This window comes from Nocardioides sp. HDW12B, from assembly GCF_011299595.1.
Lineage (GTDB): Bacteria > Actinomycetota > Actinomycetes > Propionibacteriales > Nocardioidaceae > Marmoricola_A.
The window spans coordinates 1,690,673-1,716,223 of sequence record NZ_CP049867.1 but is presented as its reverse complement, the minus strand read 5'-3'; the positions used below and the strand labels follow the sequence as shown (position 1 = coordinate 1,716,223).

The 25,551-nt window shown below is 70.7% G+C and carries 24 protein-coding genes; 14 read left to right on the top strand and 10 right to left on the bottom strand.

The features are described 5' to 3' along the window. Positions 1 to 14 precede the first annotated feature (14 nt). The 5 genes from G7072_RS08030 to G7072_RS08010 all read left to right on the top strand — a co-directional run bounded on the left by G7072_RS08030 (position 15) and on the right by G7072_RS08010 (position 4,908). Entirely contained in the window at positions 15 to 1,118 is a 1,104-nt protein-coding gene (locus G7072_RS08030) for an OB-fold nucleic acid binding domain-containing protein (protein WP_166085234.1), read from the top strand. Continuing rightward, positions 1,118 to 2,182: a thiolase domain-containing protein gene (locus G7072_RS08025; protein ID WP_166085232.1), complete on the top strand. Its 1,065-nt coding sequence runs from the start codon at positions 1,118 to 1,120 to the stop codon at positions 2,180 to 2,182. Before G7072_RS08030 ends, G7072_RS08025 begins: the two co-directional genes overlap by 1 nt. Next, positions 2,182 to 3,342, top strand: coding sequence for a thiolase domain-containing protein (locus G7072_RS08020; protein WP_166085229.1), 1,161 nt, complete (start codon positions 2,182 to 2,184; stop codon positions 3,340 to 3,342). Before G7072_RS08025 ends, G7072_RS08020 begins: the two co-directional genes overlap by 1 nt. Positions 3,343 to 3,455: 113 nt before the next feature. Next, a complete protein-coding gene (map, locus tag G7072_RS08015; RefSeq protein WP_166085227.1) occupies positions 3,456 to 4,223 on the top strand; it encodes a type I methionyl aminopeptidase in 768 nt (255 codons plus the stop codon). A gap of 49 nt (positions 4,224 to 4,272) precedes the next feature. Beyond that, positions 4,273 to 4,908, top strand: coding sequence for an MOSC domain-containing protein (locus tag G7072_RS08010; protein WP_166085225.1), 636 nt, complete (start codon positions 4,273 to 4,275; stop codon positions 4,906 to 4,908). Positions 4,909 to 4,918: 10 nt separating this feature from the next. On the opposite strand, the gene G7072_RS08005 is transcribed toward G7072_RS08010, so the two are convergent. After that, complete coding sequence (locus tag G7072_RS08005) at positions 4,919 to 6,142, bottom strand: cytochrome P450 (protein ID WP_240917203.1); 1,224 nt, start codon at positions 6,140 to 6,142, stop codon at positions 4,919 to 4,921. Between the two features lie 173 nt (positions 6,143 to 6,315). Here G7072_RS08005 and G7072_RS08000 point away from each other — a divergent pair, with 173 nt between their 5' ends. The 3 genes from G7072_RS08000 to G7072_RS07990 all read left to right on the top strand — a co-directional run bounded on the left by G7072_RS08000 (position 6,316) and on the right by G7072_RS07990 (position 9,617). Then, positions 6,316 to 7,479 (top strand): steroid 3-ketoacyl-CoA thiolase, encoded by a 1,164-nt coding sequence (locus tag G7072_RS08000; RefSeq protein WP_166085223.1) that lies wholly within the window; start codon positions 6,316 to 6,318, stop codon positions 7,477 to 7,479. Between the two features lie 270 nt (positions 7,480 to 7,749). Continuing rightward, positions 7,750 to 9,093 carry a DUF2157 domain-containing protein gene (locus G7072_RS07995; RefSeq protein ID WP_166085221.1) on the top strand — a complete coding sequence of 448 codons (1,344 nt, stop codon included), beginning with the start codon at positions 7,750 to 7,752 and terminating at the stop codon, positions 9,091 to 9,093. Next, positions 9,090 to 9,617, top strand: a complete 528-nt coding sequence (locus G7072_RS07990; protein ID WP_166085219.1) for a GDYXXLXY domain-containing protein — start codon at positions 9,090 to 9,092, stop codon at positions 9,615 to 9,617. Before G7072_RS07995 ends, G7072_RS07990 begins: the two co-directional genes overlap by 4 nt. Before the next feature lie 180 nt (positions 9,618 to 9,797). Here the strand turns inward: G7072_RS07990 and G7072_RS07985 are convergent, their stop codons facing one another. Then, complete coding sequence (locus G7072_RS07985; RefSeq protein WP_166085217.1) at positions 9,798 to 12,005, bottom strand: molybdopterin-dependent oxidoreductase; 2,208 nt, start codon at positions 12,003 to 12,005, stop codon at positions 9,798 to 9,800. A gap of 192 nt (positions 12,006 to 12,197) precedes the next feature. Between G7072_RS07985 and G7072_RS07980 the strand changes: the two genes are divergently transcribed. Continuing rightward, on the top strand, positions 12,198 to 12,812 hold the full coding sequence (locus G7072_RS07980) for a dihydrofolate reductase family protein (protein WP_166085215.1): 615 nt from the start codon (positions 12,198 to 12,200) through the stop codon (positions 12,810 to 12,812). On the opposite strand, the gene G7072_RS07975 is transcribed toward G7072_RS07980, so the two are convergent. Further along, entirely contained in the window at positions 12,800 to 13,705 is a 906-nt protein-coding gene (locus tag G7072_RS07975; protein ID WP_166085213.1) for an SDR family oxidoreductase, read from the bottom strand. The genes G7072_RS07980 and G7072_RS07975 overlap by 13 nt on opposite strands. A 112-nt stretch (positions 13,706 to 13,817) precedes the next feature. After that, positions 13,818 to 14,576 carry an SDR family oxidoreductase gene (locus tag G7072_RS07970; protein ID WP_206063321.1) on the bottom strand — a complete coding sequence of 253 codons (759 nt, stop codon included), beginning with the start codon at positions 14,574 to 14,576 and terminating at the stop codon, positions 13,818 to 13,820. Between the two features lie 83 nt (positions 14,577 to 14,659). On the opposite strand from G7072_RS07970, the gene G7072_RS07965 reads away from it, so the two are divergent. The 5 genes from G7072_RS07965 (at position 14,660) to G7072_RS07945 (ending at position 18,673) form a co-directional block, all read left to right on the top strand. Further along, the gene (locus tag G7072_RS07965) at positions 14,660 to 15,409 is read left to right on the top strand and encodes an enoyl-CoA hydratase family protein (RefSeq protein ID WP_166085211.1); all 750 of its coding nucleotides are present in this window, start codon (positions 14,660 to 14,662) and stop codon (positions 15,407 to 15,409) included. A 72-nt stretch (positions 15,410 to 15,481) separates the two neighbouring features. Beyond that, a complete protein-coding gene (locus G7072_RS07960; protein WP_166085209.1) occupies positions 15,482 to 16,366 on the top strand; it encodes a CoA transferase subunit A in 885 nt (294 codons plus the stop codon). After that, a complete protein-coding gene (locus G7072_RS07955) occupies positions 16,363 to 17,139 on the top strand; it encodes a CoA-transferase (RefSeq protein WP_166085207.1) in 777 nt (258 codons plus the stop codon). Before G7072_RS07960 ends, G7072_RS07955 begins: the two co-directional genes overlap by 4 nt. After that, the gene (locus G7072_RS07950) at positions 17,136 to 18,203 is read left to right on the top strand and encodes a nitronate monooxygenase (protein WP_166085204.1); all 1,068 of its coding nucleotides are present in this window, start codon (positions 17,136 to 17,138) and stop codon (positions 18,201 to 18,203) included. The genes G7072_RS07955 and G7072_RS07950 overlap by 4 nt, the downstream gene beginning before the upstream one ends. Before the next feature lie 59 nt (positions 18,204 to 18,262). After that, positions 18,263 to 18,673, top strand: a complete 411-nt coding sequence (locus tag G7072_RS07945; RefSeq protein ID WP_166085202.1) for an MmcQ/YjbR family DNA-binding protein — start codon at positions 18,263 to 18,265, stop codon at positions 18,671 to 18,673. A 65-nt stretch (positions 18,674 to 18,738) separates the two neighbouring features. Here the strand turns inward: G7072_RS07945 and G7072_RS07940 are convergent, their stop codons facing one another. The 6 genes from G7072_RS07940 to G7072_RS07915 form a co-directional block, all read right to left on the bottom strand. Then, positions 18,739 to 19,176 (bottom strand): PIN domain-containing protein, encoded by a 438-nt coding sequence (locus G7072_RS07940; RefSeq protein ID WP_166085200.1) that lies wholly within the window; start codon positions 19,174 to 19,176, stop codon positions 18,739 to 18,741. Next, positions 19,176 to 20,003: a hypothetical protein gene (locus tag G7072_RS07935; protein WP_166085198.1), complete on the bottom strand. Its 828-nt coding sequence runs from the start codon at positions 20,001 to 20,003 to the stop codon at positions 19,176 to 19,178. Before G7072_RS07935 ends, G7072_RS07940 begins: the two co-directional genes overlap by 1 nt. Positions 20,004 to 20,355: 352 nt before the next feature. After that, complete coding sequence (locus G7072_RS07930; protein ID WP_166085195.1) at positions 20,356 to 21,249, bottom strand: lecithin retinol acyltransferase family protein; 894 nt, start codon at positions 21,247 to 21,249, stop codon at positions 20,356 to 20,358. 183 nt (positions 21,250 to 21,432) lie between these two features. Next, on the bottom strand, positions 21,433 to 21,951 hold the full coding sequence (locus tag G7072_RS07925; RefSeq protein WP_166085194.1) for a hypothetical protein: 519 nt from the start codon (positions 21,949 to 21,951) through the stop codon (positions 21,433 to 21,435). A 772-nt stretch (positions 21,952 to 22,723) separates the two neighbouring features. Then, entirely contained in the window at positions 22,724 to 24,064 is a 1,341-nt protein-coding gene (locus tag G7072_RS07920; RefSeq protein WP_166085191.1) for an NAD-dependent succinate-semialdehyde dehydrogenase, read from the bottom strand. A 142-nt stretch (positions 24,065 to 24,206) separates the two neighbouring features. Beyond that, a complete protein-coding gene (locus tag G7072_RS07915) occupies positions 24,207 to 25,505 on the bottom strand; it encodes an aminotransferase class III-fold pyridoxal phosphate-dependent enzyme (RefSeq protein WP_166085189.1) in 1,299 nt (432 codons plus the stop codon). Between the last annotated feature and the right edge of the window lie 46 nt (positions 25,506 to 25,551).

Genomic DNA, 25,551 nt, shown 5'->3' with positions numbered 1-25,551 from the left:
GTTTCATTTCGGACATGACCGCCGCCCCCGCCACCGACTCCGGTCGCGTCCTGTCGGCCCCCCTCCGGGTGGCCTTCGACTACACCCGCTCGACCGGACCGGTCCTCGGCGCCTTCATGACCGGCCTGCGCGAGCGCCGCGTCGTCGGCATCCGTACGTCGGACGACCGCGTCGTCGTCCCCCCGGTCGAGTTCGACCCCGTCACCTACGCCCCCCTGAGCACCGACGACCTCGTCCCCGTCGCCGACCACGGCACGGTCGTCACCTGGACCTGGGTGTCCGAGCCCGTCGCCGGCCAGCCCGTCGCCGAGCCCTTCGCCTTCGCCCTCATCACCCTCGACGGCGCCACCGCCCCCCTCCTCCACGCCGTCAAGGCCTCCGGCCCCTCCGCCCTCACCACCGGCATGACGGTCCGCGCCGTCTGGTCCGACACCCCCCAGGGCCACATCACCGACATCCGCTTCTTCGAACCCGTCGCGGCGGCTGGCAGGGAACGGTACGGGGCTACGGAGCCGGGCGCCGAGGGTGCCGCGCCGGCCGTGGATGGGCCTGGCCCCCGAGCGACGAAGGAGCGAGGGTGGTTGGACGGCGCGACCCCCTCGGGCGCAGGCAACGCGCCCACCGCCTCCGAGTCCGACCCCGTGACCGGGATCGTCACCCCCGTCGAGCTCGACTACGTCTACGAGGCCTCCCCCGAGGAGTCCGCGTTCTTCCGCGGCCTCGCCGAGGGCCGGATCCTCGGCCAGCGCTGCCCGGCGTGCCAGAAGGTCTACGTCCCGCCCCGCGGCGCCTGCCCGGTCGACGGAGTGCCGACGACCGACGAGGTCGAGCTGCCCGACCACGGCATCGTGACGACGTACTGCGTGGTGAACGTGCCGTTCCTGGGCCAGAAGATCACGCCGCCGTACGTCTCGGCGTACGTGCTGCTCGAGGGCGCGGACATCGGCTTCCTGCACCTCATCCAGGGCGTCGCCGCCGACGAGGTGCGGATGGGGATGCGCGTGAAGGCGGTGTGGAAGCCACGTGAGGAGTGGGGCACGACGGTGGAGAACATCCTGCACTTCGAGCCGACCGGGGAGCCGGACGCCGACTTCGAGTCGTTCCGGGCGCACCTCTGATGGCGCGCGACGTGGCCGTGGTGGGCTTCGCCCAGCGGCAGACGGCTCACTTCGACGGGTCCCCGTCGATGGTCGAGCTGCTGGTGCCGATCTTCGGCGAGCTGTGGGAGCAGACCGGCTGGACGAAGGACGACATCGGCTTCTGGTGCTCGGGGTCCTCGGACTACCTGGCCGGGCGGGCGTTCTCGTTCGTCTCCGCGGTGGACGCGATCGGCACGCTGCCGCCGGTCAACGAGTCGCACGTCGAGATGGACGCGGCGTGGGCGCTCTACGAGGCGTGGGTGAAGATCCAGACCGGCGAGGTCGACACCGCGGTCGTCTACGGCTTCGGCAAGTCGTCGGCCGGCGTGCTGCGGCGCGTGCTGGCGCTGCAGCTCGACCCCTACGTGCTCACGCCGCTGTGGCCGGACACGGTCTCGATCGCGGCGATGCAGGCACGGCTCGGGCTCGAGTCCGGGGCCTGGTCGCAGGAGGACCTGGCGTCCGTGGTGGCTCGCTCCCGCTCGGACGCGCGCGCCAACCCGTGGGCGATCTTGTCAGGTGAACACGAAGTCGACGACCTGCTCGCCGAGCCGATGTTCGCCGATCCGCTGCGCAAGCACGACTGCGCCCCGGTGACCGACGGCGCGGCAGCGATCGTGCTGGCCGCCGAAGACCGCGCGCGCGACGTGCACGACGCTCCGGCGTGGATCACCGGTCTCGAGCACCGCTCGGACGGGCAGAACCTGTCGCTCCGCGACCTGGCGCGCGCCCCGTCCGCGGCCGGAGCGGCCTCGCGGCTCGACCTCGCGGGGGTGGAGGTCGCCGAGCTGCACGCGCCGTTCAGCCACCAGGAGCTGATGCTGCGTGCCGAGCTCGGACTCAACGGCAGTACGGCGATCAGCCCGTCGGGCGGCTCGCTGTCGGGCAACCCGATGTTCACCGGGGGGCTGATCCGGATCGGCGAGGCGGCGCGACGCATCCACGACGGCTCGGCGAGCAGGGTCCTGGGCCACGCGACGTCCGGCCCGGCGCTGCAGCAGAACCTGCTGTGCGTCATGGGCGCGACCCCGGGAGGGAACTGATGGGCAAGCAGCTGGCGGCCGTCATCGGCGTGGGCCAGACCCACTACCGGGCCAAGCGCGGCGACGTGTCGATGGCCGGGCTCTGCCGCGAGGCGGTCGACCGGGCGATGGCCGACGCGAACGTCGGCTTCGACGACATCGACGCCGTGGTGGTGGGCAAGGCGCCCGACCTGTTCGAGGGCGTGATGATGCCCGAGCTCTTCCTCAGCGACGCGCTCGGCGTGCCGGGCAAGCCGCTGCTGCGCGTGCACACCGCGGGGTCGGTCGGCGGATCGACCGCCAACGTGGCGGCCTCGCTGGTACAGGCCGGGATCCACCGGCGGGTGCTGGCGGTGACGTTCGAGAAGCAGTCGGAGTCCAACGCGATGTGGGCCCTGTCGGTGCCGGTGCCGTTCATCATGCCGGTGCACGCGGGGGCGGGCGGCTACTTCGCGCCGCACGTGCGCTCCTACATCCGGCGCAGCGGCGCGCCCGTCGAGGTCGGCGCGATCGTGGCCGCCAAGGACCGGCAGAACGCCAACCGCAACGAGTACGCGCACCTGCGCAACCCCGACGTCACCGTCGAGTCGGTGCTGGCCTCGCAGATGCTCTGGGACCCGATCCGCTACGACGAGACGTGCCCGTCCTCCGACGGCGCCTGCGCGCTGGTGATCTCCGACGAGGACACCGCCGCCGCCTCGCCGAACCCGGCCTGGATCCACGGCACGGTGATGCGGACCGAGCCGACCACGGCCGCCGAGCGCGACCAGGTCAACCCGCAGGCCGGCCAGGTCGCGGCCGCGGCGCTGTGGAAGCAGGCCGGGATCACCGACCCGTTCGCCGAGATCGACTGCGCGGAGATCTACGTGCCGTTCTCCTGGTTCGAGCCGATGTGGCTGGAGAACCTCGGCTTCGCCCATGAGGGCGAGGGGTGGAAGCTCACCCAGTCGGGCGCCACCGCGCTCGACGGTGACCTGCCGGTGAACATGTCCGGCGGCGTGCTCTCGTCGAACCCGATCGGTGCGTCCGGGATGATCCGGTTCGCCGAGGCGGCGTTGCAGGTGCGTGGTGCCGCTGGGGAGCACCAGGTGCCGGACGCCCGCCGGGCGCTGGGGCACGCCTACGGCGGGGGCTCGCAGTTCTTCGCGATGTGGGTCGTCGGCTCCGCCCGCCCGGCGTGAACATCTCGTTCAAAAGAACGTTCAGAAGTCGTCGTACGACGCGGGCCCGGGGTTCTGAACGTTCTTTTGAACGATTTCGCCGCCCCAGCTCGGACCGATAGCCTCGTCGCACCATGATCGAGCTTCGTACCCCCGCCGAGATCGAGCAGATGCGCCCCGCCGGGCGCTTCGTCGCCGACGTCCTGACCACCCTGTCCGCGAAGGTCGGGGTGGGCACCAACCTGCTCGAGATCGACGAGATGGCGCACGCCATGATCCGCGAGCGCGGCGCCGAGTCCTGCTACATCGACTACCACCCGTCCTTCGGCGCCAGCCCCTTCGGCAAGGTCATCTGCACCTCCGTCAACGACGCCGTGCTGCACGGGCTCCCCCACGACTACGTGCTGCGCGACGGCGACCTGGTCAGCCTCGACTTCGCCGTGTCGGTCGACGGCTGGGTCGCCGACTCCGCCGTCAGCTTCGTGGTCGGCACCGCCACCGCGAGCGACGAGAAGCTGATCGCCACCTCCGAGGAGGCGCTGGCCGCCGGCATCGCGGCCGCTCAGCCGGGCGGCAAGGTCGGCGACATCTCCGCAGCCATCTCGGCCGTGGGCCGCGCCGCCGGCTACCGCATCAACACGCAGTTCGGCGGGCACGGCGTCGGCCGCACCATGCACGGCGACCCGCACATCCCCAACGACGGCCGCGCCGGGCGCGGGTTCCCCCTCAAGCCGGGCCTGGTCATCGCCATCGAGCCGTGGTTCCTGGCCACCACCGACCAGATCTTCACCGACCCTGACGGCTGGACCCTGCGCAGCGCCGACGGCTCGCGCGGTGCGCACTCCGAGCACACCATCGCCATCACCCCCGACGGCCCGCTCGTCCTCACCGCCCGCGACTGATCGCCGTACGACGCTCCGCCGGCGGTCGGGCGCGTGGCAGGGTGAGGGCATGTCGTCGAGGGTGACCGCGGTGTGCGTCGTCCACGAGGTGCGCCCGGGGTGGTACCACGACACCGCCATCGACAAGCGTCCCGCCTCCGGTCGCGTTGCGGTCGGCCCGCTGGGGCTGGACGGCGACACGCAGATCGACTCGAGCCACGGCGGTCCCGACGCCGCGGTCTACGTGTACGCCGACGAGGACGCGGCCCACTTCGCCGAGGTCCTGGGGCGCGAGGTGCCGGCCGGGTTCTTCGGGGAGAACCTGCGGGTGTCCGGCCTCGACGTGACCGGCGCCCAGATCGGCGAGCGCTGGCGCGTGGGCGAGGTGGAGCTCGAGGTCCGCAAGCCCCGCACGCCGTGCAAGAACCTCGCGCAGCGGGTCGGCGTGGACGGCTTCCACCTCGACTTCAACGCCACCGGACGCGTCGGCGCGATGTGCCGGGTGGTGCGTGAGGGCAGCGTCGGGGCCGGCGACGAGGTCGAGGTGCTCGACCGCCCGGCCCACGACGTCACGGTCGCGGATCTCGCGACCGGCTTGACAGGTCCGCAGGCCGCGGCGCTGCTCGACTCCGGGGTCGCCCTGGCCGACAAGGTGCGCGCGAAGGCCCGGCGCGTGAGAGCCCGCGCGAGCACCGGGGACGACTGAGGAGCCGACCTCAGTAGGTGACCTGGAGCTCCTTGATCCCGTTGATCCACCCGTGCCGCAGTCGGCGGGGCTCGCCTGCCTGGGCGATGTCGGGGATCAGGTCGGCGATGATGTTGAAGGCGAGCTCGACCTCCATCCGCGCGAGGTTCGCCCCGATGCAGTAGTGCGCGCCGTGCCCGCCGAACGCGACGTGCGGGTTGGGCGTCCGCGTGATGTCGAAGCGGTGCGGGTCGGTGAAGACGTCCTCGTCGTGGTTGGCCGAGGCGTAGAACAGCCCCACGCGCTCGCCCTTGCGCACGGCCTGTCCGCCGACCTGGCAGTCGTTGAGTGCGGTGCGCTGGAAGACGGTGACCGGGGTCGCCCAGCGGATCACCTCGTCGTACGTCGACGCGGGCCGCTCGGCCTTGAACAGCTCCCACTGGTCGGGGTTCTGGAAGAAGGCGTGCATGCCGTGGGTGATCGCGTTGCGGGTGGTCTCGTTGCCGGCGACGGTCAGCAGGATGACGAAGTAGCCGAACTCGTCGGCGCTCAGCTCGTGGCCGTCGACGTCGGCGCTGATCAGCTTGGTCACGAGGTCGTCGCGGGGGTTGGCCTTGCGGTCCTCGGCCATCGCCATGAAGTACATGAGGATCTCGATCGAGGCGGCCTCGGGGTCGACGTCGTACTCCGGGTCGTCGTAGCCCATCATCTGGTTCGACCAGTCGAAGAGCTTGGCCCGGTCCTCCTGGGGCACGCCGAGCAGGTCGGCGATCGCCTGGAGCGGCAGCTCGGCGGCGATGTCCTCGACGAAGTTGCCGTGCCCCTTGTCGCGGGCGGCGGCGACGATCTGGTGGGTGCGCTTCTCGAGGTCGTCGCGCAGCGCGTTGATCGCCCGCGGAGTGAAGCCGCGCGAGATGACCTGGCGGTAGCGGGTGTGCTCGGGGGCGTCGTGGTTGATGAGCATGACGCTCTGGACCTCGACCTGCTCGCGCGTCATGTCGGGCGCGAAGCGGATGATGGCGCCGTTCTCGCGGGTGGAGAAGTTCTTGTTGTCCTTCGACACCGCCGCCACGTCGGCGTGCCGGCTCACCGCCCAGTAGCCCGGGGCGTTCTCGAAGCCCGCGTAGGCCTCGGGGACCTGCTCGACCCACGACACGGGCGCCGTACGACGCATCTGCGCCAGCTGCTCGTGAGGGAACCCGGCCTCGTTGACGTCGGGGTCGGTGGGGTCGAAGCCGGGCTGGGGTGCGCTCACAGGTCCTCCATGAGTCAGGTCGTCTGCCGTGCAAAGTGGAACACGTTCTAGTCACCTTGGCACACAAGCCGGGGTGAGGGAAGCCTCCGTGCGGCGTGGCCCGCGCCACGTCGCTTGCCGCCAATGAGAACACGTTCTACTTTGGACTCCTGTCCCCCAGCGAAGAGGTCCCCGTGGGCAATCCCGTCATCGTCGACGCCGTACGCACCCCGATCGGCAAGCGCAAGGGACACCTCGCCGGCCTGCACGCGCAGGAGACGCTGGCGGCGGTCTACCACGCGCTGATCGAGCGCTCCGGCGTCCCGGCCGACGAGGTCGAGCAGGTCATCGGCGGCTGCGTCACGCAGGCCGGGGAGCAGTCCAGCGCCCTCGTACGCCGAGCCTGGCTGCTGGCCGGGCTCCCCCGGCACACCGCCGGCACCACCATCGACGCCCAGTGCTCCTCGGCCCAGCAGTCCACCCATCTCGTTGCCGGGCTGATCCACGCCGGCGTCATCGACACCGGCATCGCGTGCGGCGTCGAGATGATGACGCGGGTGCCGCTGGGCGCCAACATCCCGACCGGCACAGGCAGCCCCCGCGCCCCCGGCTGGGACGTCGACCTGCCGAACCAGTTCGAGGGCGCCGACCGCATCGCCCGCGACCGCGGCCTGACCCGCGCCGACCTCGACGCCTTCGGGCTGGCCTCGCAGCACAAGGCCCGCGTCGCCGTCGACGAGGGCCGCTTCAAGCGCGAGATCGCCCCGGTCGAGGCGCCGGAGCTCGACGCCGAGGGTCAGCCGACCGGGCGCACCCGGCTGGTCGAGGTCGACCAGGGCCTGCGGGAGACGACGGCCGAGGGCCTGGCCGGGCTGCGGACCGTGCTGGACGACGGCTTCCACACCGCCGGCACCTCCTCGCAGATCTCCGACGGGGCGTCCGCGGTCCTGCTGATGGACGAGGAGAAGGCCCGGTCGCTGGGGCTGACGCCGCGGGCGCGGATCGTCAGCCAGTGCCTCGTCGGGAGCGACCCGTACTACCACCTCGACGGACCGGTGCAGGCGACCGAGCGGTTGCTCGCCCGCAGCGGCCGGTCGATCGACGACCTCGACCTGTTCGAGGTCAACGAGGCCTTCGCCTCCGTGGTGCTGTCGTGGGCGCAGGTGCACCGGCCCGACCTCGACCGGGTGAACGTCAACGGCGGCGCGATCGCGCTCGGGCACCCCGTCGGCTCGACCGGCACCCGCCTCATCACCACCGCGCTGCACGAGCTCGAGCGCCGGGACGCCTCGAGCGCCCTGATCGCCATGTGCGCCGGTGGGGCGATGGCCAGCGGCACCATCCTCGAGCGCGTCTGAGTCGCTCCCAGGGCGCCGGGTCGCGGGGCGGCGTACGGCCTATGACCGAGTGCGCGTCGGCGTACCGCATCTGACCGAGTGCGCGTCGTCATACCGCATCCGACCGAGCGTTGTGGACGGGTGGCGCGGGTTGTGCGCCTTGCGAGGCGTCCATAACCCCGCGTTACATGCCGAGAACCCCGTGTGACATGCCGAAGTGGGGCCGGCTGTCATCGGGAGTTGAGTACTCCTGCTCAGGCGCCGGGGCCCTCGTCGGACGACGCTGGAGGTATGAGCACCTCATCTCCCGTGCGGGCCACCCAGCCCCCGCTGCCTGAGCAGCACCCCACGCACCCGGTCACGCCCGGCCACCTCACGTGGTTGAGCTCGCAGGTCGTCGAGTGGCAGCGCGAGGGGCTGATCGCGCCGTGGCAGGCGCAGGCCCTCGTGACCCGCTACCACGCCACCCGCACCCTCGGCCTCGCCCGGCTGCTCCTCGCGCTCGGCGCGGTCTTCGTCGGCTTCGGCCTGATCTGGCTGGTCGCGGCCAACCTCGACCGGTTCACGCCGCTGACCCGCTTCGGCGTCGTCGCGACGATCTGGGTCGCGGTCACGGTCGGTGCCGAGCTGCTCGCGGCCCGCCGGGCCCACGGCGGCCCGGTGCCCTCACCCGTGGTGCACGCCGGACGGCTGCTGGCGGCGCTGCTCTTCGGAGCGGTCGTCTTCCAGGCCGCGCAGAGCCTCCAGGTGCCGGCGTACGAGCCGCGGCTGGTCGGGGTCTGGGCGCTCGGAGCACTGCTGCACGGCTACCTCGTGCGCGCCGCGGCGCCGGTCGTGCTCGGCGTCACCGCCGGGTTCACCTGGCTGGTGTGGAGCGCCGCGCTGGACGAGCCGACGGTGCTCGGCATCCTGCTCGTGATCTGCGCCGCGGGCGTCGGTGCGGTCGCTGTCGCCACCCTCCACGACCGGTCCGGGCCACGCCCCGCCGGCGCCCCCGACCTGGCGAGCCCGTGGCGGGTGGCCGGCGTCGTCGTCCTCCTCGGCGCCCTGTTCGCGGCCGCCCTGCCCTTCGTCGAGGGCCACGCCGCCGTCTGGACCCCGCGGCTCGTCACCACCGTCGTCGTTGCGACACTGCTCGCCCTCGCCGCGGTCGTCGTCACCCTTCGTTCGCCGGTCGAGCCTGTCGAGACCCGTCGCCGGCTGGCCTGGGAGCCGCTCGCCGCCCTCGGCGTCACCGGCCTGGCCGTCGTCCTCGTCCTCTGGGACGCGGGCGCCGACGCCAGCGACGTCGGGCTGGTCGACTGGGCCCACGCCGCCGTCGCGGTGCTCGGCTACCTCGCCGTCAGCGCCGGGGTCGCCGCCCTGGGGGTGCTGCGCGACCGCACCGAGCTGACCGTCATCGCGCTCGTCGCGCTGGTGCTGTTCACCACCGTGCAGAGCTTCGCGGTCTTCGCCCAGATCATCGACGGCGCCTGGCTGTTCCTGCTCATGGGACTGATCCTCGCCGGCTCCGGCTGGCTGGCCGACCGGGGACGACGTCAGCTCGCCAAGACGCTCGGCGACGACTCCCCCGGTGCAGTCCGGCCGACCGCCTCCGACTCCACCGTCCGCCCCGAGCAGGGAGACCTCCGATGACCCGCCTGACCCAGTTGCCCACCACCCACCGGCTCGCTGTCACCCTCCCGGTCCTGCTGCTCGCCCAGCTCGGCCTGGTCGCCGCCGGCAGCTGGCCCCAGCTCTCGGCCCGCACCACGGGCGAGGAGATCCAGCTCCGGGTCCGACCGGTCGACCCCATCGACCCGTTCCGCGGCGCCTACGTCGCGCTGAACTACCCCGACCTGCGGGTGAACGGCGCCCGGGGCAGGGACGGTGGGCTGGGGTCGATGGAGGACGGGGAGAACGGCACCGTCTACGTCACCCTGCGCGACGACGGCGACGTCTGGGTCGCCGAGGACTGGACGCGCGAGCGGCCCGACGACGGCACGTACCTGCGCTGCGACGACCGCTACTGGCAGATCCGCTGCGGCATCGAGAGCTGGTTCCTGCCGCAGGACGAGGCCCTGGCGCTGGAGAAGGCGGTCCAGCGCGGCACCGTGGTCGCCACCGTCAAGGTCGACGGGCGCGGCAACGCCGCGATCGTCGGCGTCAGCCAGGACTGAGCGATTCGGGCGCGGGGCCGACGCGGACCGGGATGCCGTTGAGGAACGCCATCCCGGCCAGCCGCTCGAGGTGCTCCAGCCGGCGGGCGCCCCTTCTGAACGAGGGTTGTGGACGCCTCCCCAGCGTGGGCGCCTTGGTCGGCGTCCATAACCCCGCGTTACATGGTCGCGGGGTGGCGTCTACGCGGGGTCGGGCGCGGGGTCGGGCGCGGGGCCGACGCGCACCGGGATGCCGTTGAGGAACGCCATCCCGGCCAGCCGCTCGAGGTCGGCGGGGTCGGTGGAGGCGAGCGCGTTGACGTTGGCTCCCCCGGCGGCGTTGGCCCTCGTCCAGCCCCCGGCGTGGCCCCAGCCGTGCGGCACCGCGACGGTGCCGACCGAGACGTCCTCGGTCACCGTCGCCGGCACCTCGATCTCGCCGTGGGGCGAGGTCACCACGCACGGCTGGCCGTCCTCGATGCCGAAGTCGGCGGCGTCCTTGGGGTGGATCCGCATCCCGTGGGAGCGCTTGCCCTTCATCAGCGTCGGCGCGTTGTGCATCCAGGAGTTGTGCGAGCGCAGCTCCCGGAGCCCGATGAGGCGCAGCGGGTACGCCGGGTCGTCAGCCGGGGCGGTCAGCGCCGCCAGCTCCCGCGAGATCTCCGGGGCGTCGAGGCGCACCTTGTGGGGGTGACGCCCGCCGTGGTGGACGACGCGGCGCAGGCGCCCGGTCCGGTGGGTCTCGGCGAGCAGCAGCCCGTGGGGGTGGCGCTTCAGCTTGCCCAGCGACAGCCGGCCCTTTGAGCCGGCCCGGAGGCCGAGGTCGACGAGCAGCTCGGGGGTCAGCTGGACCGGCAGCCGTCGCCGTACGCCGGCCAGGGCGCGGCCCGCGGTCCGACCGACCACGTCGGGCACCAGCCACGGCGACAGCAGCCGGGTGGGGGCGAACACCGAGACGCCCGCCCGGTGGGCGAGGTCCTCGATGATCTGCCACTCCGGACGCGCTTCGCCGTACGCCTCGAGGACGGGGTCGGTCCACTGCGCGAAGGGCTGGGTGAAGAACGGCAGGAACGCGACCGGCACGTCCTCGCGCTCCAACCAGGTCGTCGTCGGCAGCACGTAGTCGGCGTGCTTGTTGGTCTCGTTGACGTAGAGGTCCAGCGACACGAACAGGTCGAGCCCGGGCAGCGCCTCGACGAGCGCGCGGCCGTTGGGCACCGACAACACCGGGTTGCCGGCGGAGACGAAGAGCGTGCGCAGCTGACCCGTGCCCGGCGTCGTGATCTCCTCGGCCATCAGAGCGGCCGGGAAGGTGCCCAGCACGTCGGGCAAGTCTCCGATGCGCGATCGGCGCTTGTCGTAGGTGGTGATGCCGAGCCGGTGCCCGATCTCCTCGACCGGCAGCACGGGGTCACCGAAGACCAGCCCGCCCTCCCGGTCGAGGTTGCCGGTGACCAGCGCCAGCGCGTCGATAAGGAACGCCACGAGCGTGCCGTGCCGGCCCAGGCACGAGCCGGTGCGGCCGTAGACGGCGGCGCTGTCGGCGGTGGCGAGGTCGCGCGCGAAGGCGCGGACGGTGGCGGCCTCCACCCCCGTGATCGTCTCCGTCGACTCCGGGGCGTACGACGTCGCCGCGCACCTCAGCAGGCCGATCCCCCGGGACTGACGGCTGATCGCCCGGGCGTCCTCGAGGCCCTGCTCGAAGATGACGTGCAGCAGCGACAGCAGCAGCCAGGCGTCGGCGTCGGGGCGCACCGCGACGTGCTCGAAGAGCCGCGCGGTCTCGGAGCGGCGCGGGTCAACAACGACCACCCGTCCGCCGCGGCCGGTGATCGCCTTCATCTGCTCGCGCATCCGGGGCGCCGAGATCAGCGAGCCGTGCGAGACCACCGGGTTGGCGCCGATGACGAGCAGGAAGTCGGTGCGGTCGAGGTCGGGGATCGGGACCGTCGTGGGGCGGCCGTAGAGCAGGTGGCTGGCCACGAAGCGGTTGTTCACGTCCTGGGAGCCGGCGCTGTAGACGTGGCGCATGCCGATCGCCTGCGCGAGGCCCTGCACCCAGAGGATGTGGGAGTAGGAGAACGCGGTCGGGTTGCCGAAGTACCACCCGATGCCCTCGCCGCCGTGCGCGTCGATCGCCTCGCCCAGGCGGCGCCCGATGTCGTCGAGCGCGTCCTCCCACGAGACCTGCTCGAAGGTGCCGTCGGCGGTGCGGCGCAGCGGGTGCAGCACCCGGTCGGGGTCGTTCTGCACGTCGGTCATCGCGATGCCCTTGGGGCAGGCGAAGCCGCGGCTGAGCGGGTGGTCGTCGTCGGGGCGCAGCGTGAGCAGGCGGCCGTCGTCGACGGTGGCGACCAGTCCGCACGAGGCCTCGCAGATGCGGCAGTAGGTCACCTTCTCGGTGGGCATGCAGGCTCCGGTTGGCTGGGGTCCGACGGGGTCCGAGAGGGGCGCGACGCGGTCATGGGGAAGAGCGCGTTGTCGGACCAACGCATCGTGCCGGGCGTGGTCACGGCTGCGCAATGGTCCGGTGGTCCTGACCTGTCAGCACGCTGCTCGTCCCTGGGCGCCGCGGACCAGGCGCACTACAGTCCCGGTGTCATGGGCACCACCACCGCGCACGCGACCATCTCGCTCGACGGGTACTCCGCCGGGCCGGACCAGACTGAGTCCGACCCGCTGGGCCGCGGCGGTGAGCGGCTGCACCAGTGGATGATGCGCGACCCGGTGCACCCCGAGGACGAGCACTGGCGCGACCTGCTGGCCCGTCCGCTGGCGGCGTGCGTAATGGGTCGCAACATGTTCGGCCCCGTGCGTGGGGCGTGGGACCGCGACTGGCGCGGCTGGTGGGGCGACGACCCGCCGTACCACTGCCCGGTCTTCGTGCTGACCCACCACCCGCACGAGCCGATCGAGATGGCGGGCGGCACGACGTTCCACTTCGTCGACGACTTCGACGTCGCGGTGCGGCGCGCGCAGGAGGTCGCCGGACCCGAGGGGCTGGTGCGGGTCACGGGCGGCGCGTCGACGGTGCAGCAGGCGCTGCGCGCGGGGGTGCTCGACGAGCTGGTCGTCGACACCACCCCGATCACCCTCGGTGGCGGTGAGCTGCTGCTCGACGGGCTGCCCGGGCTGCGACCGGAGCCGGTCGAGTCGGGGCACTCGCCCCTCGCGAGCCACGTCCGCTACCGGGTGCTCAGCGGTCAGCTGCCGTAGACCGGCTCGGGGTCCGGGCCGGCGGCCAGCAGTCGTCGTACGGCGTCGCCGACCTCGGCCGGGTCCCAGCGGCGCCCGGCATCCTCGGACTCGCCGTGGCGCCAGCCGTGCTCGACGCACAGCCGGCCACCCTCGGACTCGATGACCCGGCCGGTCACGTCGCCGGAGTCGACGCTGGCCAACCACGCCACGAGGGGCGCCACGTTGGTGGGGTGCATGGCGTCGAAGCCGTCGTCGGGGGCGGCCATGGTGTCGGCGAAGGCGGCCTCGGTCATCCGGGTGCGTGCCGCCGGGGCCAGCGCATTGACGGTGACGCCGTAGCGGCCCAGCTCGGCGGCCGCCACCAGCGTCAGTCCCGCGATGCCGGCCTTCGCGGCGGAGTAGGTGCCCTGGCCGATGGAGCCCTGGAGCCCGGCGCCCGAGCTGGTGTTGACGACGCGGGCGTCGCGGCGGCGGCCGGCCTTGGACTCGTCGCGCCAGTAGGCCGCGGCGTGGCGCAGCGGGGCGAAGTGGCCCTTGAGGTGGACCCGGACGACGGCGTCCCACTCCTCCTCGCTGGTGTTGACGAGCATCCGGTCGCGCAGGAAGCCGGCGTTGTTGACCAGGACGTCGAGGCCGCCGAAGGTGTCGACCGCCTGACGGACCATGGCCTCGGCCTGCGCGAAGTCGGCCACGTCGGCGCCGTTGGCCACCGCCCGGCCGCCCATCGCCTCGATCTCGACGACTACTTCCTGGGCCGGTCCGCTGGCAGCGCCCTCCCCGGAGCCGGACGTACCGAGGTCGTTGACGACCACGGCGGCGCCCTGGCGGGCCAGCTCGAGGGCGTGCTCGCGGCCGAGCCCCCGCCCGGCGCCGGTCACGATCGCGATGCGGCCCTCACAGATGCCGGTCACAGGGGCTCCTCTCCGGCCACGCGGGGCCGACGGACGTGCAGCTCGGACTGAATCAGCGCAGTGAGGGGGCTGGACGCGCGAGCTGCACGTCCGTCGGACCCCACCCGGCAGGTCACCGGCCCTCGACGGCCGCCAGGAAGGCCGGCCTCTCGCCGCCGCCGTGGACCTCGAGGGTGGCGCCGGAGACGTAGCTCGCCAGCGGGGAGGCCAGGAACACCGCGGCGTTGCCGACGTCCCGGGGCGTGGCGAGCCGACCGAGCGGGACGGTCGCCGCCACGGCGGCCGCACCCTCCTCGCCGCCGAGGTGCAGGTCGGTCTGCTCGGTGCGCACGATGCCGACGTCGAGGGCGTTGACGCGCACCCGCGGCGCCCACTCGACGGCCAGGCTGCGGGTCAGGCTGTCGAGACCCGCCTTCGCCGCGCCGTAGGCCGCGGTGCCGGGTGACGGGCGCAGCGCCGAGACGCTGGAGATGTTGACGATCGCGCCGCCGGTGTCCTGGCGCTGCATGACGGCGTTGGCCGCCTGCGCCAGCAGCAGGGGTGCCAGCAGGTTGAGCTCGACGACCTTGGCGTGGAAGCGCGGGGAGGCGTCGGCGGCCTCGGCGTACGGCGCTCCCCCGGCGTTGTTGACCAGCACGTCCAGGCGCCCGTGCTCGCGGGTGGCCGTCTCGACCAGGGCCTGGACCGCGTCGGGGTCGCGGACGTCGCAGGTGACGTGGCGGGCACCGGGGGCGTCACGCTCCGAGCGGGAGCAGGTGACGACGGTGGCGCCGGCGTCGAAGAAGGCCTCGGTGATGCCGAGCCCCACGCCGCGGGTCCCACCGGTGACGACGACGACGCGACCGGTGAGGTCGATCGGCAGCCCGCCCATCGCCGCCCTCCTCGTCCCCTCGACCGAAACCAAGCAAGTGCTAGGCTACCAAGCAAACGTTAGGTTGTGAACGGAGGTGGGTCGTGGGGGTCACCTCCGTCCTGCGTGAGGACCACGTCCGCGTCGTGACGATGGACTACCCGCCCGTCAACGCCCTGCCCGTCCAGGGCTGGTACGACGTCGCCGCTGCGCTCGACGAGGCGTCGGCCGACCGGGCCACCCACGTCGTGGTGCTGCGCGCCGAGGGCCGCGGCTTCAACGCCGGCGTCGACATCAAGGAGATGCAGGCGACGTCGGGCTTCGACGCCCTCATCGGCGCCAACAAGGGCTGCTTCGCCGCGTTCAAGGCCGTCTACGAGTGCGCGGTGCCCGTCGTGGCCGCCGTCCAGGGCTTCTGCCTCGGCGGCGGGGTCGGGCTGGTCGGCAACGCCGACTGCATCGTGGCCTCCGACGACGCCTACTTCGGGGTGCCCGAGGTCGACCGGGGCGCCCTGGGCGCCGCGACCCACCTGGCCCGGATGGTGCCGCCCCACCTGATGCGCACCCTGTACTTCACCGGCCGGCACATCAGAGCCGCAGAGCTCGTCCCCCACGGCAGCGTGCTCGAGGTCGTCGGTCGCGACGCCCTCGACGACGCCGCCCTGGCGGTGGCCGGCGAGATCGCGGCCAAGGACACCCGCGTCATCCGCGCCGCCAAGGAGGCGCTCAACGGCATCGACCCCGTCGACGTCAACAAGAGCTACCGCTTCGAGCAGGGCTTCACCATGGAGCTCAACCTCGCCGGCGTCGCCGACGAGCTGCGCGACGACTTCGTCAGGACGTCCGGTGCCTGAGGCCGTTCCGTCGGTCGAGCAGCGAGCGCAGCGAGCGTGTCGAGACCAAGCCGCTCCCAGGCAGGAGACCAGATGAGCACCCCCCGCGACAAGCGGATGACCATCGACCAGGTCGTCGGCGAGCTCAAGGACGGCATGACGATCGGCATCGGCGGCTGGGGCCCGCGCCGCAAGCCGATGGCGCTGGTGCGCGCGATCCTCCGCTCGGAACTGAAGGACCTCACGATCGTGTCGTACGGCGGCGCCGACGTCGGCCTGCTCTGCGCAGCCGGCAAGGTCAAACGGCTGGTGTTCGCGTTCGTCTCCCTCGACACCGTCCCGCTCGAGCCGCTGTTCACCCGCGCCCGCCAGGACGGCACGATCCCGGAGGTCGTCGAGCTCGACGAGGGCATGTTCCAGACCGGTCTGCAGGCAGCGGCGCAGCGGCTGCCCTTCCTCCCGATGCGGGCGGGTCTGGGCTCCGACGTGCTGGTCCACAACCCCGACATCCGCACCGTCACCAGCCCCTACGCCGACGGCGAGGAGCTGGTCGCCGTGCCGGCCCTCCCCCTCGACGTCGCCCTGGTCCACCTCAACCGGGCGGACCAGCACGGCAACGCGACGTACCTCGGGCCCGACCCCTACTTCGACGACCTGTTCTGCCTGGCCGCCGACCGCGCCTACGTATCGGTCGAGCAGGTCGTCGACACCGCCGGGCTGACCGTCGACACCCCCGTCCAACGGCTGCTGCTGAGCCGGATGATGGTCGCCGGCGTCGTCGAGGCGCCCAACGGCGCGCACTTCACCACCTGCACGCCCGACTACGAGCGCGACGAGACCTTCATGCGCCACTACGCCAAGGCCGCGGCCGACCCCGGGACGTGGGCTGCGTTCGAGGCCCGCTTCCTGACCGGTGACGAGGTCGCCTACCAGCAGGCCGTCACCGACTTCCACGCCGAGCGGGAGGCGAGCGCATGAGCGACGCCACCCGGGCCGAGGTCTGCGCCGCCGCCATCGCGGACTGCTTCGCCGACGACGGTGAGATCTTCGGCAGCCCGATGGGCCTGCTGCCCACCCTCGGAGCTCGCCTGTGCAAGCTGACGTCGAACCCCGACCTGGTGCTCTCCGACGGCGAGGCGCTGTGGCTGGGCGGAGTGCCGCCGCTGGGCGAGAGCGCCGAGGTGGTGGAGGGCTGGATCCCGTTCCGCCGGGTCTTCGAGATCGTCGCCTCCGGCAAGCGCCACGTGATGATGGGCGCGACCCAGATCGACCGCCACGGCAACCAGAACATCTCGCTGATCGGTGACTACGACCGTCCGAAGCGGATGCTGCTGGGCGCCCGCGGCGCACCGGGCAACACCGTCAACAACCGCACGTCCTACTGGGTGCCCAAGCACAGTTCCCGCGTCTTCGTGGAACAGGTCGACATGGTGTCCGGCGTCGGGGCAGCGCGAGCCGCGGCGGCTGGACCGGCGGCGACGCGCTTTCACGACATCCACCGCGTGGTCACCAACCTGGCCGTGCTCGACCTCGGCGGGCCGGACGGCACGCTCCGGGTGCGCTCGGTCCATCCCGGCGTCACTGTCGACGAGGTGCACGAGGCCAGCGGCTGCGCGCTCCACGTCGAGAGCGACGTACCTCAGACGCGGCAGCCGAGTCTCGAGGAGCTCACCCTCATCCGGGAGATGCTCGACCCCCGGGCGCTGCGCGACCGTGAGGTGCCGCCGGTCGAGAAGGCGGCGGCGTCGTGATCGAGCAGCTGCTGCGCACTCCCCTGACCGAGCTGACCGGCGTGAGGCACCCGGTCGTGCAGACCGGCATGGGCTGGGTCGCCGGGCCGCGCCTGGTGTCCGGTACGGCGAACGCGGGCGGGCTCGGCATCCTGGCCAGCGCCACCATGACGTACGACGAGCTCGACCACGCGATCCGCGAGGTGAAGGGCCGCACCGCCGAGCCGTTCGGCGTGAACCTGCGCGCCGACGCCGCCGACGCTCCCCGGCGCGTCGACCTGCTCATCGAGCACGGCGTGAAGGTGGCGTCGTTCGCGCTGGCGCCGAAGCCGGAGCTGATCGGGAAGCTCAAGGACCACGGCATCGTGGTGATGCCCAGCGTGGGCGCGGCCCGTCACGCGGAGAAGGTGGCCGGCTGGGGCGCGGACCTGGTGATGATCCAGGGCGGCGAGGGCGGCGGCCACACCGGCTCGGTGCCGACGACGCTGCTGCTGCCGTCGGTGCTGGATGCGGTCGACATCCCCGTCGTCGCGGCGGGTGGCTTCTTCGACGGCCGCGGGCTGGCCGCGGCGCTGGCGTACGGCGCTGCTGGGGTCGGCATGGGCACCCGCTTTCTGCTGACCCAGGACTCGTCGGTGCCGGAGGCGGTGAAGCGGCTCTACCTGTCCTACGGCCTCGACGGCACCGTCGTGACCTCGAAGGTCGACGGCATGCCGCACCGGATGCTGCGCACCGACCTCGTCGAGGAGGTCGAGAGCGGCGGCCGCCTGCGCCGGCTGGCGCCGACCGCCCGCCGGACGATGGAGTTCAAGAAGGCCAGCGGCATGTCGTGGCGTCAGGTCGCTGTGGACGGGCGGGCGATGAAGAAGGCCGGGGAGCGGTCGTGGGGTCAGATGGTGCTGGCGGCCAACACCCCGACGATGCTGAAGTCGGGGCTGGTCGACGGTGACACCGACGCCGGAGTGCTGGCGGCCGGGCAAGTCGTGGGTCTGCTGGACGACCTCCCGACCTGCGAGGAACTCGTCGACCGCGTCGTGACTGAAGCCGCCGAGCGCGTGGGCGCTCTTGCGCGACTTCAGGCCTAGCCCATCGCTGCGTTTTCGATCGGTCGCGTCCTGTCGGCCCGCGCTGACAGACTCGCCTCGTGCCCAGGAAGCCGCGCATCGAGCCGTCCGGCGAGGTGGTCGCCCGGATCGCGTCCACCGCGTTGACGCTGCCGGACGCGTACGAGGAGGACGCCTGGACCGGCGTCAGATGGCGGGTGCGGGGCAAGACCTTCGCCCATGTCCTGGTGGCCCAGGAGGGCTACACCTCGGCCTACCGCGACATGACCGGCGTGACCGACCCGACCACGGTGATGACCTTCCGCTCGACCGGCGACGAGCTTCTGGCTCTGACGAACGCCGGTCCACCCTTCTACCAACCGCCCTGGTCCCCCTCCATCGTCGGCATGGTGCTCGACGACGCCACCGACTGGGGCGAGGTGGCCGAGCTGGTGACCGAGAGCTACCTCTTCTGCGCGCCCCGGAAGCTCCGGCGCCGGATAGAGGGGTGACGCCTTCATTCACTCGGAGATCGCTGCGCAACTACCCCGTACCGCCCACTAGGACGTGCAGGTGGTCAGGACGGGATCCTGATGTTCACGAGTCCCGGAACGTTGTCGAATATCGAGTCGTCCGAGACGAGGGGCAGCCCGAAACGAACAGCTGTTGCTGCGATCCATCGATCTGCCTCGTGGTTCTTCTGCTGCAAACCGTGGCCCGCGCGATGACATGCGAGCCTCAGTTCCGCGTAGGCGTCTGCTAGGTCACTATCACTTGGGACGACGGTCATGGCCGAGAGTCGACTTTCAAGACTCTCAATCCGTGTGGCGCCCCAGCCCGCCTTCAGCGCGCCGAAGCGTAGTTCGGCCACCGTGATGAAAGAAACGACCAGAGGGCGCCCTGCGAGGTGCACGTCGTACTTGGCGGCCAACGCGCGTCGCGAGATCAGCGCCCCAGCGATCATCGTGTCGATGACAACTGGTTCTGCTCCCGCCACCCCCTCGAGCTCAGACATCAAGCCTCAGCGAGAGCGGACATGAAGTCGTCAGCTTCACCGTCTGAGAGGCCGCCGATTGCCCACTCTTTGATACTCCCTGAGTCGCCTGGAGGCGGCTTAATCTCAAGCTCGTGGACGTCGAAGAAACTCTTCTGCTCAGACAGGCCCTCAAGGTCTGGCGCGGGCCCGATCACGTCAACCTGGAACGATCGAATGCGTCCGGCTTCGTCGAGGTCAGGCTTACCAATAGCTCGGACCCGACGGGAGACAAGCAATGAAGCACTGTTCCTCGATTCCGGCGACAGAACGGTGCGTATCTTGTGACCGGCGTCGTCTTCAACGTGGAACGAGCCTGTATTCAGGTTGAGTGCGTACAACTTTCCTTCGAGTGCCTGCTGTGAAGGGCTGACGAATGGCATCACCGGTTGAGGCGATACGCCCTTGAGCCGTGCGCGTGCGGCTTCGGGATTGGATGCCGCCTGCTTGACGCGACCCCCGACGTGTGACTCAAGCGCGACGGACTCGTAGCGACGCATCGACCTGAGCCAGACGTCAAAGTCCCCCATGAGGCGGTCGTCGAAGCCAACAGGCAGCTCGGCGGGCTCCTCATCGCTTGCCGACACGAGTGCGCCCAGCCCGTCCATCAGCATGTCGAATGTGATCTCGGTGAGGTCCGTAGGAATGTCAAACTCGAGAAGGCCAGCGTCCGGCGATGCGCCGGCTATCTCCAAAATCGTACTTCCAGCCCTGAGCCCAACCAGGCGCAACTGGCTCGCCTCGAGAACAGCCTTCGCGGGCGCTCCTGGCCTGCGCTGACCAACTAGGTTTCCAACGATCTGACGCACGAATGTCTGCGTCGCTCCAGCCACTCGCGACAGATCCGAAAGCGAGATCTCCCCTTCCGGAAGGTCGCTCCGGACCAAGCGAAGACGCAGCAGCGGTCGTTCTACCGTCATACGCCCTCCCCACGATTCGTCTCAGCCAGAGTATGTCGTGATACCGACCCCCGGCACACATGCAAGGCGACATCCGGCCAAAGCGCCTGGTATCGGACCCGATCCGACGCTGAGCGAACATCAGCGTCGAGCCAGGGTGCTATGGGGCCCCTCGCCGTCACTCCGCCGCGTTCGACTCAGACCGATGACGCGCGGTTTACCGTATCGCCTGGCTCGGGGACGGGTGAGCCGCGTCAGCGAGTCACTGCCCACCTGCTCCGGCTGGGGTGTTTTCGTCGTTCACCTCGGCCTGGTGAGTCCTTCGTCTCAGACGTCGGCTAAGCATGAATACACCGGCACCCAAACCCGCGGCCGCGACTGCGGGGGCAGCAACCACTGCGACTGTGCCCGCCGCCATACCTCCTCCGGCCAACCCGCCGATTGTGGCCAGACCGCTACTGATTCCGGCTGCGCTCAGGCCGGTCGTCCCAGCCGCACTGATCGCCGCTACCCCACCGATCGTGCTCGCGCCCGCCCCGACAAGCGATGCGGCCCTCCCATCACGGCGTGCCCTGCGCTCCTCGTCTGGCAACGTCTCGTCATCACGCAAGGCGACCTGGGTGATCCCCACGCTCACTACTGCTGGTCCGAGGCCGATCATGGCCGGGCCGATGGCGGCTCCGCCGCCGGCTACACCTCCCGCGGTCGCCAGGCCCGACATGATCCCCGCGCCACTCATGCCGCCTACAGCGCCCAAGGCACCAACAACGCCTGTGGTGGCTGCAACCGTGGTCCCGGCGACTGCACCATGTGCTGTGAGGCTTCCTGCGCCTCGAACCTGCTCGCTCGAGCTACGACCGGTACAGCACCAGGTAGCGAAGTGTTCGCAGTTGTTGATGACCAAGTGATAGCCGGTTTCGCCTAGACGCCCCTCTGCTCGAGCCATGGTGGTGTCCACGTCATCGCGCGCTCCATACCGCCGTGTCTTGAGATCGCCGCCCTTGAGGAAATCCACCATCGAGGTTCGCGCAATCGAGGCGTTGATCTTGGCGGCGCCGGGCTCGCCAGTGAAGTGGATGACGGTGCCATCGCCAGCATCGATCCCATGGTGGGTGTATGGACCGCGACTGACGTAGATGTGATCTGCCCTGGCCACTGGTGCCCCCTGAATTCTTCGAGTTAGAGCAAAACATAAGGAAGTGGCTCGTCTTCAGTCCAAGGATCTCGACCTATGCGCACATCAGGAGCACCCGAGGTCCTTGGTGCTCCAACAAAGGCTTGCGTCCTTTCGCCGCCTGCGGGCGCTGGGCAGGCCACCGACAGGCGCACCTGAAGCGCGCTAACTGGCGCGTGTGGTGAAGCGACCTCCACGGATATAGGCCGTTCGCCTCGCCGCACTGGCTGTGGTGAACCAGAGTCTTCCAACCGACGACCGCCACCGCGCAGACATGTGCTGGCTGTGCACCCCCGTTCCCGACCGGAAGATCGCGGGACAATCGGCGCCCGGGTGGTCTTCGACCCCCATGCAGGTCCCCACCCACTCATAGTCATCCAAGTAGTCGCGATGTACGGCGGCTCCATCGCGGATGGCTTCATGCCAGACCTCCCAGGTCCGCCACGAAATCGAACCAAGACGCATGACCTCGAACTCGTCTTCGCACAGCCGGAGGTACCGCTTGCGTTCAACAGTGCCTGAGTGAGTTTGAGGCTGCTGGAGCGCGTCGTCACCGATTGCCCAAAACCGCCGGATGAACTCGTGCTCAAACGCCGCTCGCGCCTGCCTGCGTGACAGAAGCAACTGGACGACGGCAGCCAGCACGCCGGCAGCTGTCGCCACCGCTGCGATGTCCGAGAGCACGCGGGCATCGTCCCATGTCGACGACCGGCTTGGGGCTGACTGGCTTGCCAAGTCTCTGAGGGGAGTCCTGCTGATCGCCGCCGATACACCAGTGCGGGTACCGACTCATGCGAAGTATCGGAGGTGCCTGTCAAAGTGCCGTCGTGGATCTCTTCGATGCCAATGACTTTGACTTCGTGCTGCCGAACCGAGTTAGGCGCGCCGTTGGGTTCTGTCTCATGGCCGGGCTCACATTCCTACCACCCGTGCAGCGTTGGTACATCGAGCAGATCGGATTCACGGCGAGCACATCGTCCGCGAGTTCGAGAGCCGCCTGGAGACTTCTGCTTAACCGAATCCAGGTCACGAGAAGTCTGCTGTCCGCCGGGAAGACTAAATCCCCCTTGCGTCCACATCCGGATGTTGGGTGCATCGAGCCCGCGTCCTACCGCCGCGCATCGGTCGCGCAGGAACGCTCGGGAGGTCGCCAAGCAGGCATTGGATCGGCCGGTTCACGAGCGTCGGGGTCCTTGGCTGTCGTCATTTCCGAGGCGTCGACGAACAGAGCTCGACTTCCACCGAGATCGTCGACCCGGTCGAGCTTGCTCAGCTGCGAGTACCTGGGTGCCTAGGTGACCTTCACACCTTTGATGCCCGGCGCCGGTGATCCAGTGGGCGAGCCACGGGTGGTGATGCGTGCACCTCACCTAGAGGCGTCAAGCGGCCCCGGCGCGGGCAGCGCCTGGAGAGCTTGTGGGCCAACAGACGGCGCCGCTCCCTGAGCCCGGGAGGGTCAGCCGACGCGGATCATCTTCCGGTTGACAAACTCCTCAATGCCGAACCGGCCCAGCTCGCGACCGAGACCCGACCTCTTCACACCGCCGAAGGGCAGCTCCGCGCCGTCTGCGTCGACGAGGTTGACGAACACCATGCCCGCCTCGATCTGGCCCGCCACCCGCTCGGCCTGCTCGGGGTCGTTGGTGAACACGTAGGAGCCCAGGCCGAAGGGCGTGTCGTTGGCGAGCTCGATAGCCTCGGCCTCGTCCTTGGCCTTGAAGACCATCGCCACCGGTCCGAACAGCTCCTCGTGGAAGGTGCCGCTGCTCCGGCCGACACCGGTCAGCACGCCGGAGGGCACGTGCGCTCCGGCGCGCTCCCCCTCGGCTGCGACCAAGGTGGCTCCGTCGGCCTTCGCGCGCTCGATCTGATCCATGAGCCGGTCCGCGGCGAGCTCCGACGAGAGCGGGGGGCGGCCGGCGGCGATGATGCCTGCGGTGAACTTCTCGACGAACTCGTCGTACAGCTCCTCGGCGACGATGAAGCGCTTGCCCGCGTTGCACGCCTGGCCGGTGTTGCCGAGCCGGGCGGCCAGGGCCGCTTCTACCGTCGCGTCCATGTCGTCGGTGCCGAGCACGACGAACGGGTCCGAGCCACCGAGCTCGAGCACGACCTTCTTCAGGTTGCGGCCCGCGATCTCGGCAACCGCGGCACCCGCCCGCTCCGAGCCGGTGACCGAGACGCCCTGGACGCGCGGGTCGGCGATGATGTCGGCCGCCTGCTCGTTGCTGGCGTAGATGTTGACGTAGGCGCCGTCCGGGAGGCCGGCGTCGGCGAAGATCTGTTCGAGGAACGCCGACGAGGAGGGACACTGCGGCGCGTGCTTGAGCAGGATCGTGTTGCCCAGGCACAGGTTCGGGCCGGCGAACCGGGCGACCTGGTAGGCCGGGAAGTTCCACGGCATGATCCCGAGCAGGACGCCGACCGGCTCGCGGGAGATCCGGGCCGTGCCCTCGCCTGCGAGCAGCGTGATCTCCTCGTCCTTGAGGAACTCCTCGGCATGGTCGGCGTAGTACTCGTAGATCGCGGCGCTGAACTCGACCTCGCCGACGGCCTCCTCACGAGGCTTGCCCATCTCCTCGACGATGAGGTCGGCGAGCTCCTCGGTGCGCTCGGTGTGGAGCTCGGCCACGCGCCGCACCAGGGCGGCACGCTCGCCGACCGAGGTCCGGCGGCCCCATTCCTGGTAGGCCGACTGGGCGCGGTCGATGGCGTCCTTGATGTCGGCGTCGGTGGCGGTGTCGTAGCTACGGACCAGCTCACCCGTGGCGGGATTGCGGACGGCGTACTCGGTCATCTGTGTAGCTCCTGGCGCGAAGTGAGGTGTCGAGGTCAGTCAACGGCGCGCAGCCCCAGCGTGGCAACAGCCGGGGTACGCCGGTTCACCGACCTGGGTCATCACAGACAGGCCCACTCGCCGTGCCCCTGCTACGTCGGGTCTAGCGGCTGAGCGCCTCGGCTTCGGCCACCTCGCGGTACGCTGCGGCGGAGGCTCTGGCCGCTTCGACGAAGGCGTCGAGTTCGTCGCCGCTCACCGCGAGGCTGAGGGCCAGGTAGCCGCGTTCGGCGATGTAGAAGCCCCGGTCGAGCAGGTCCAGGAACAGCAGGCGCCGCCACCGAGGGTCGACACCTGCCAGGTCGGACCACCGGGCCACGGGGCCGGGCGTCGGGTGGATCGTCATCATGGAGCCGGTCCCGGTCACGCAGAACCCCACCGGCGCCAGGGCCTGCGAGAGGTGCTCTCGCAGGTCGTCACCCCGCCCGTTGAGCTCGGCCAGGGTCTCGGCGTCGAGGAGACCAGCGACGACGGGCCCGACGGCCATGGTGAACGCGTTGTTGTTGAAGGTGCCGCCGTGCGTCAACCCGCCACGCGCCGGGTCGAAGGCCGCCATCACGTCGCGCGAGCCGCCGAAGGCGCCGAAGGAGAACCCGCCTCCGAAGTACTTCCCCAACACGGTCAGGTCGGCCTCGACGCCGTACACCTCCTGAGCCCCGCCCACCGCGAGCCGGGACGTCATCACCTCGTCCATCACCATCAGCGCGCCACGCTCCCGAGTCGCCTGCCGGATGCCCGCCAGGAACTCGACCGTCGCGGGGATGCAGCCACCCGCGCCCAGCATCGGCTCGACGAGGACGCAGGCGATCTCCTCCCCGCGCTCCGCGAGCTCGGCCTGCACCGCCGCGACGTCGTTGTAGGGCAGCGTGCTGAAGGTGAAGGGCACCCGCAGCGGCTCGCTGCCGGGCAGGAACGTCATCGGGCCACCGTGGTAGGCGCCCTCGAAGACGACGATCCGGTCGCGACCGGTGACGTGGCGGGCGGTCAGCACCGCCATCAGGTTGGCCTCGCTGCCGGAGTTGGTGAACCGCACCTGGTCGATCGAGGCGAACCGGTCGACCAGAGCGCGAGCGAACTCCGTCTCGGGCTCGCTCATCGCGCCGTAGCCCCAGCCGCGGCGCAGCACGTCCTGCACCGCGTCGGCGACGACCGAGCTGTGCCCTAGCAACCCCGCCGAGTAGTCACCGAGCAGGTCCACGACCCGAGCACCGTCGGCTGTGGTCAGCACGGCCCCCTCGGCGCCGATGACGCGGACGCCGAACGGATCGGTGTGTAACACGGACCGGGTGTTGCCGCCCGGCAGCACCTCCGACGCCGCCCGCGCCAGCCGCGCGCTCTCCGGGTTGCTCTCGACGTAGCGCCGCACCGCGTCGACGAGCGCCGCGTCGAGAGCATCAGCCATGCCCGGAACCTAGCCGATCTCGTCCGCACGGCATCGAGGCCCGCGT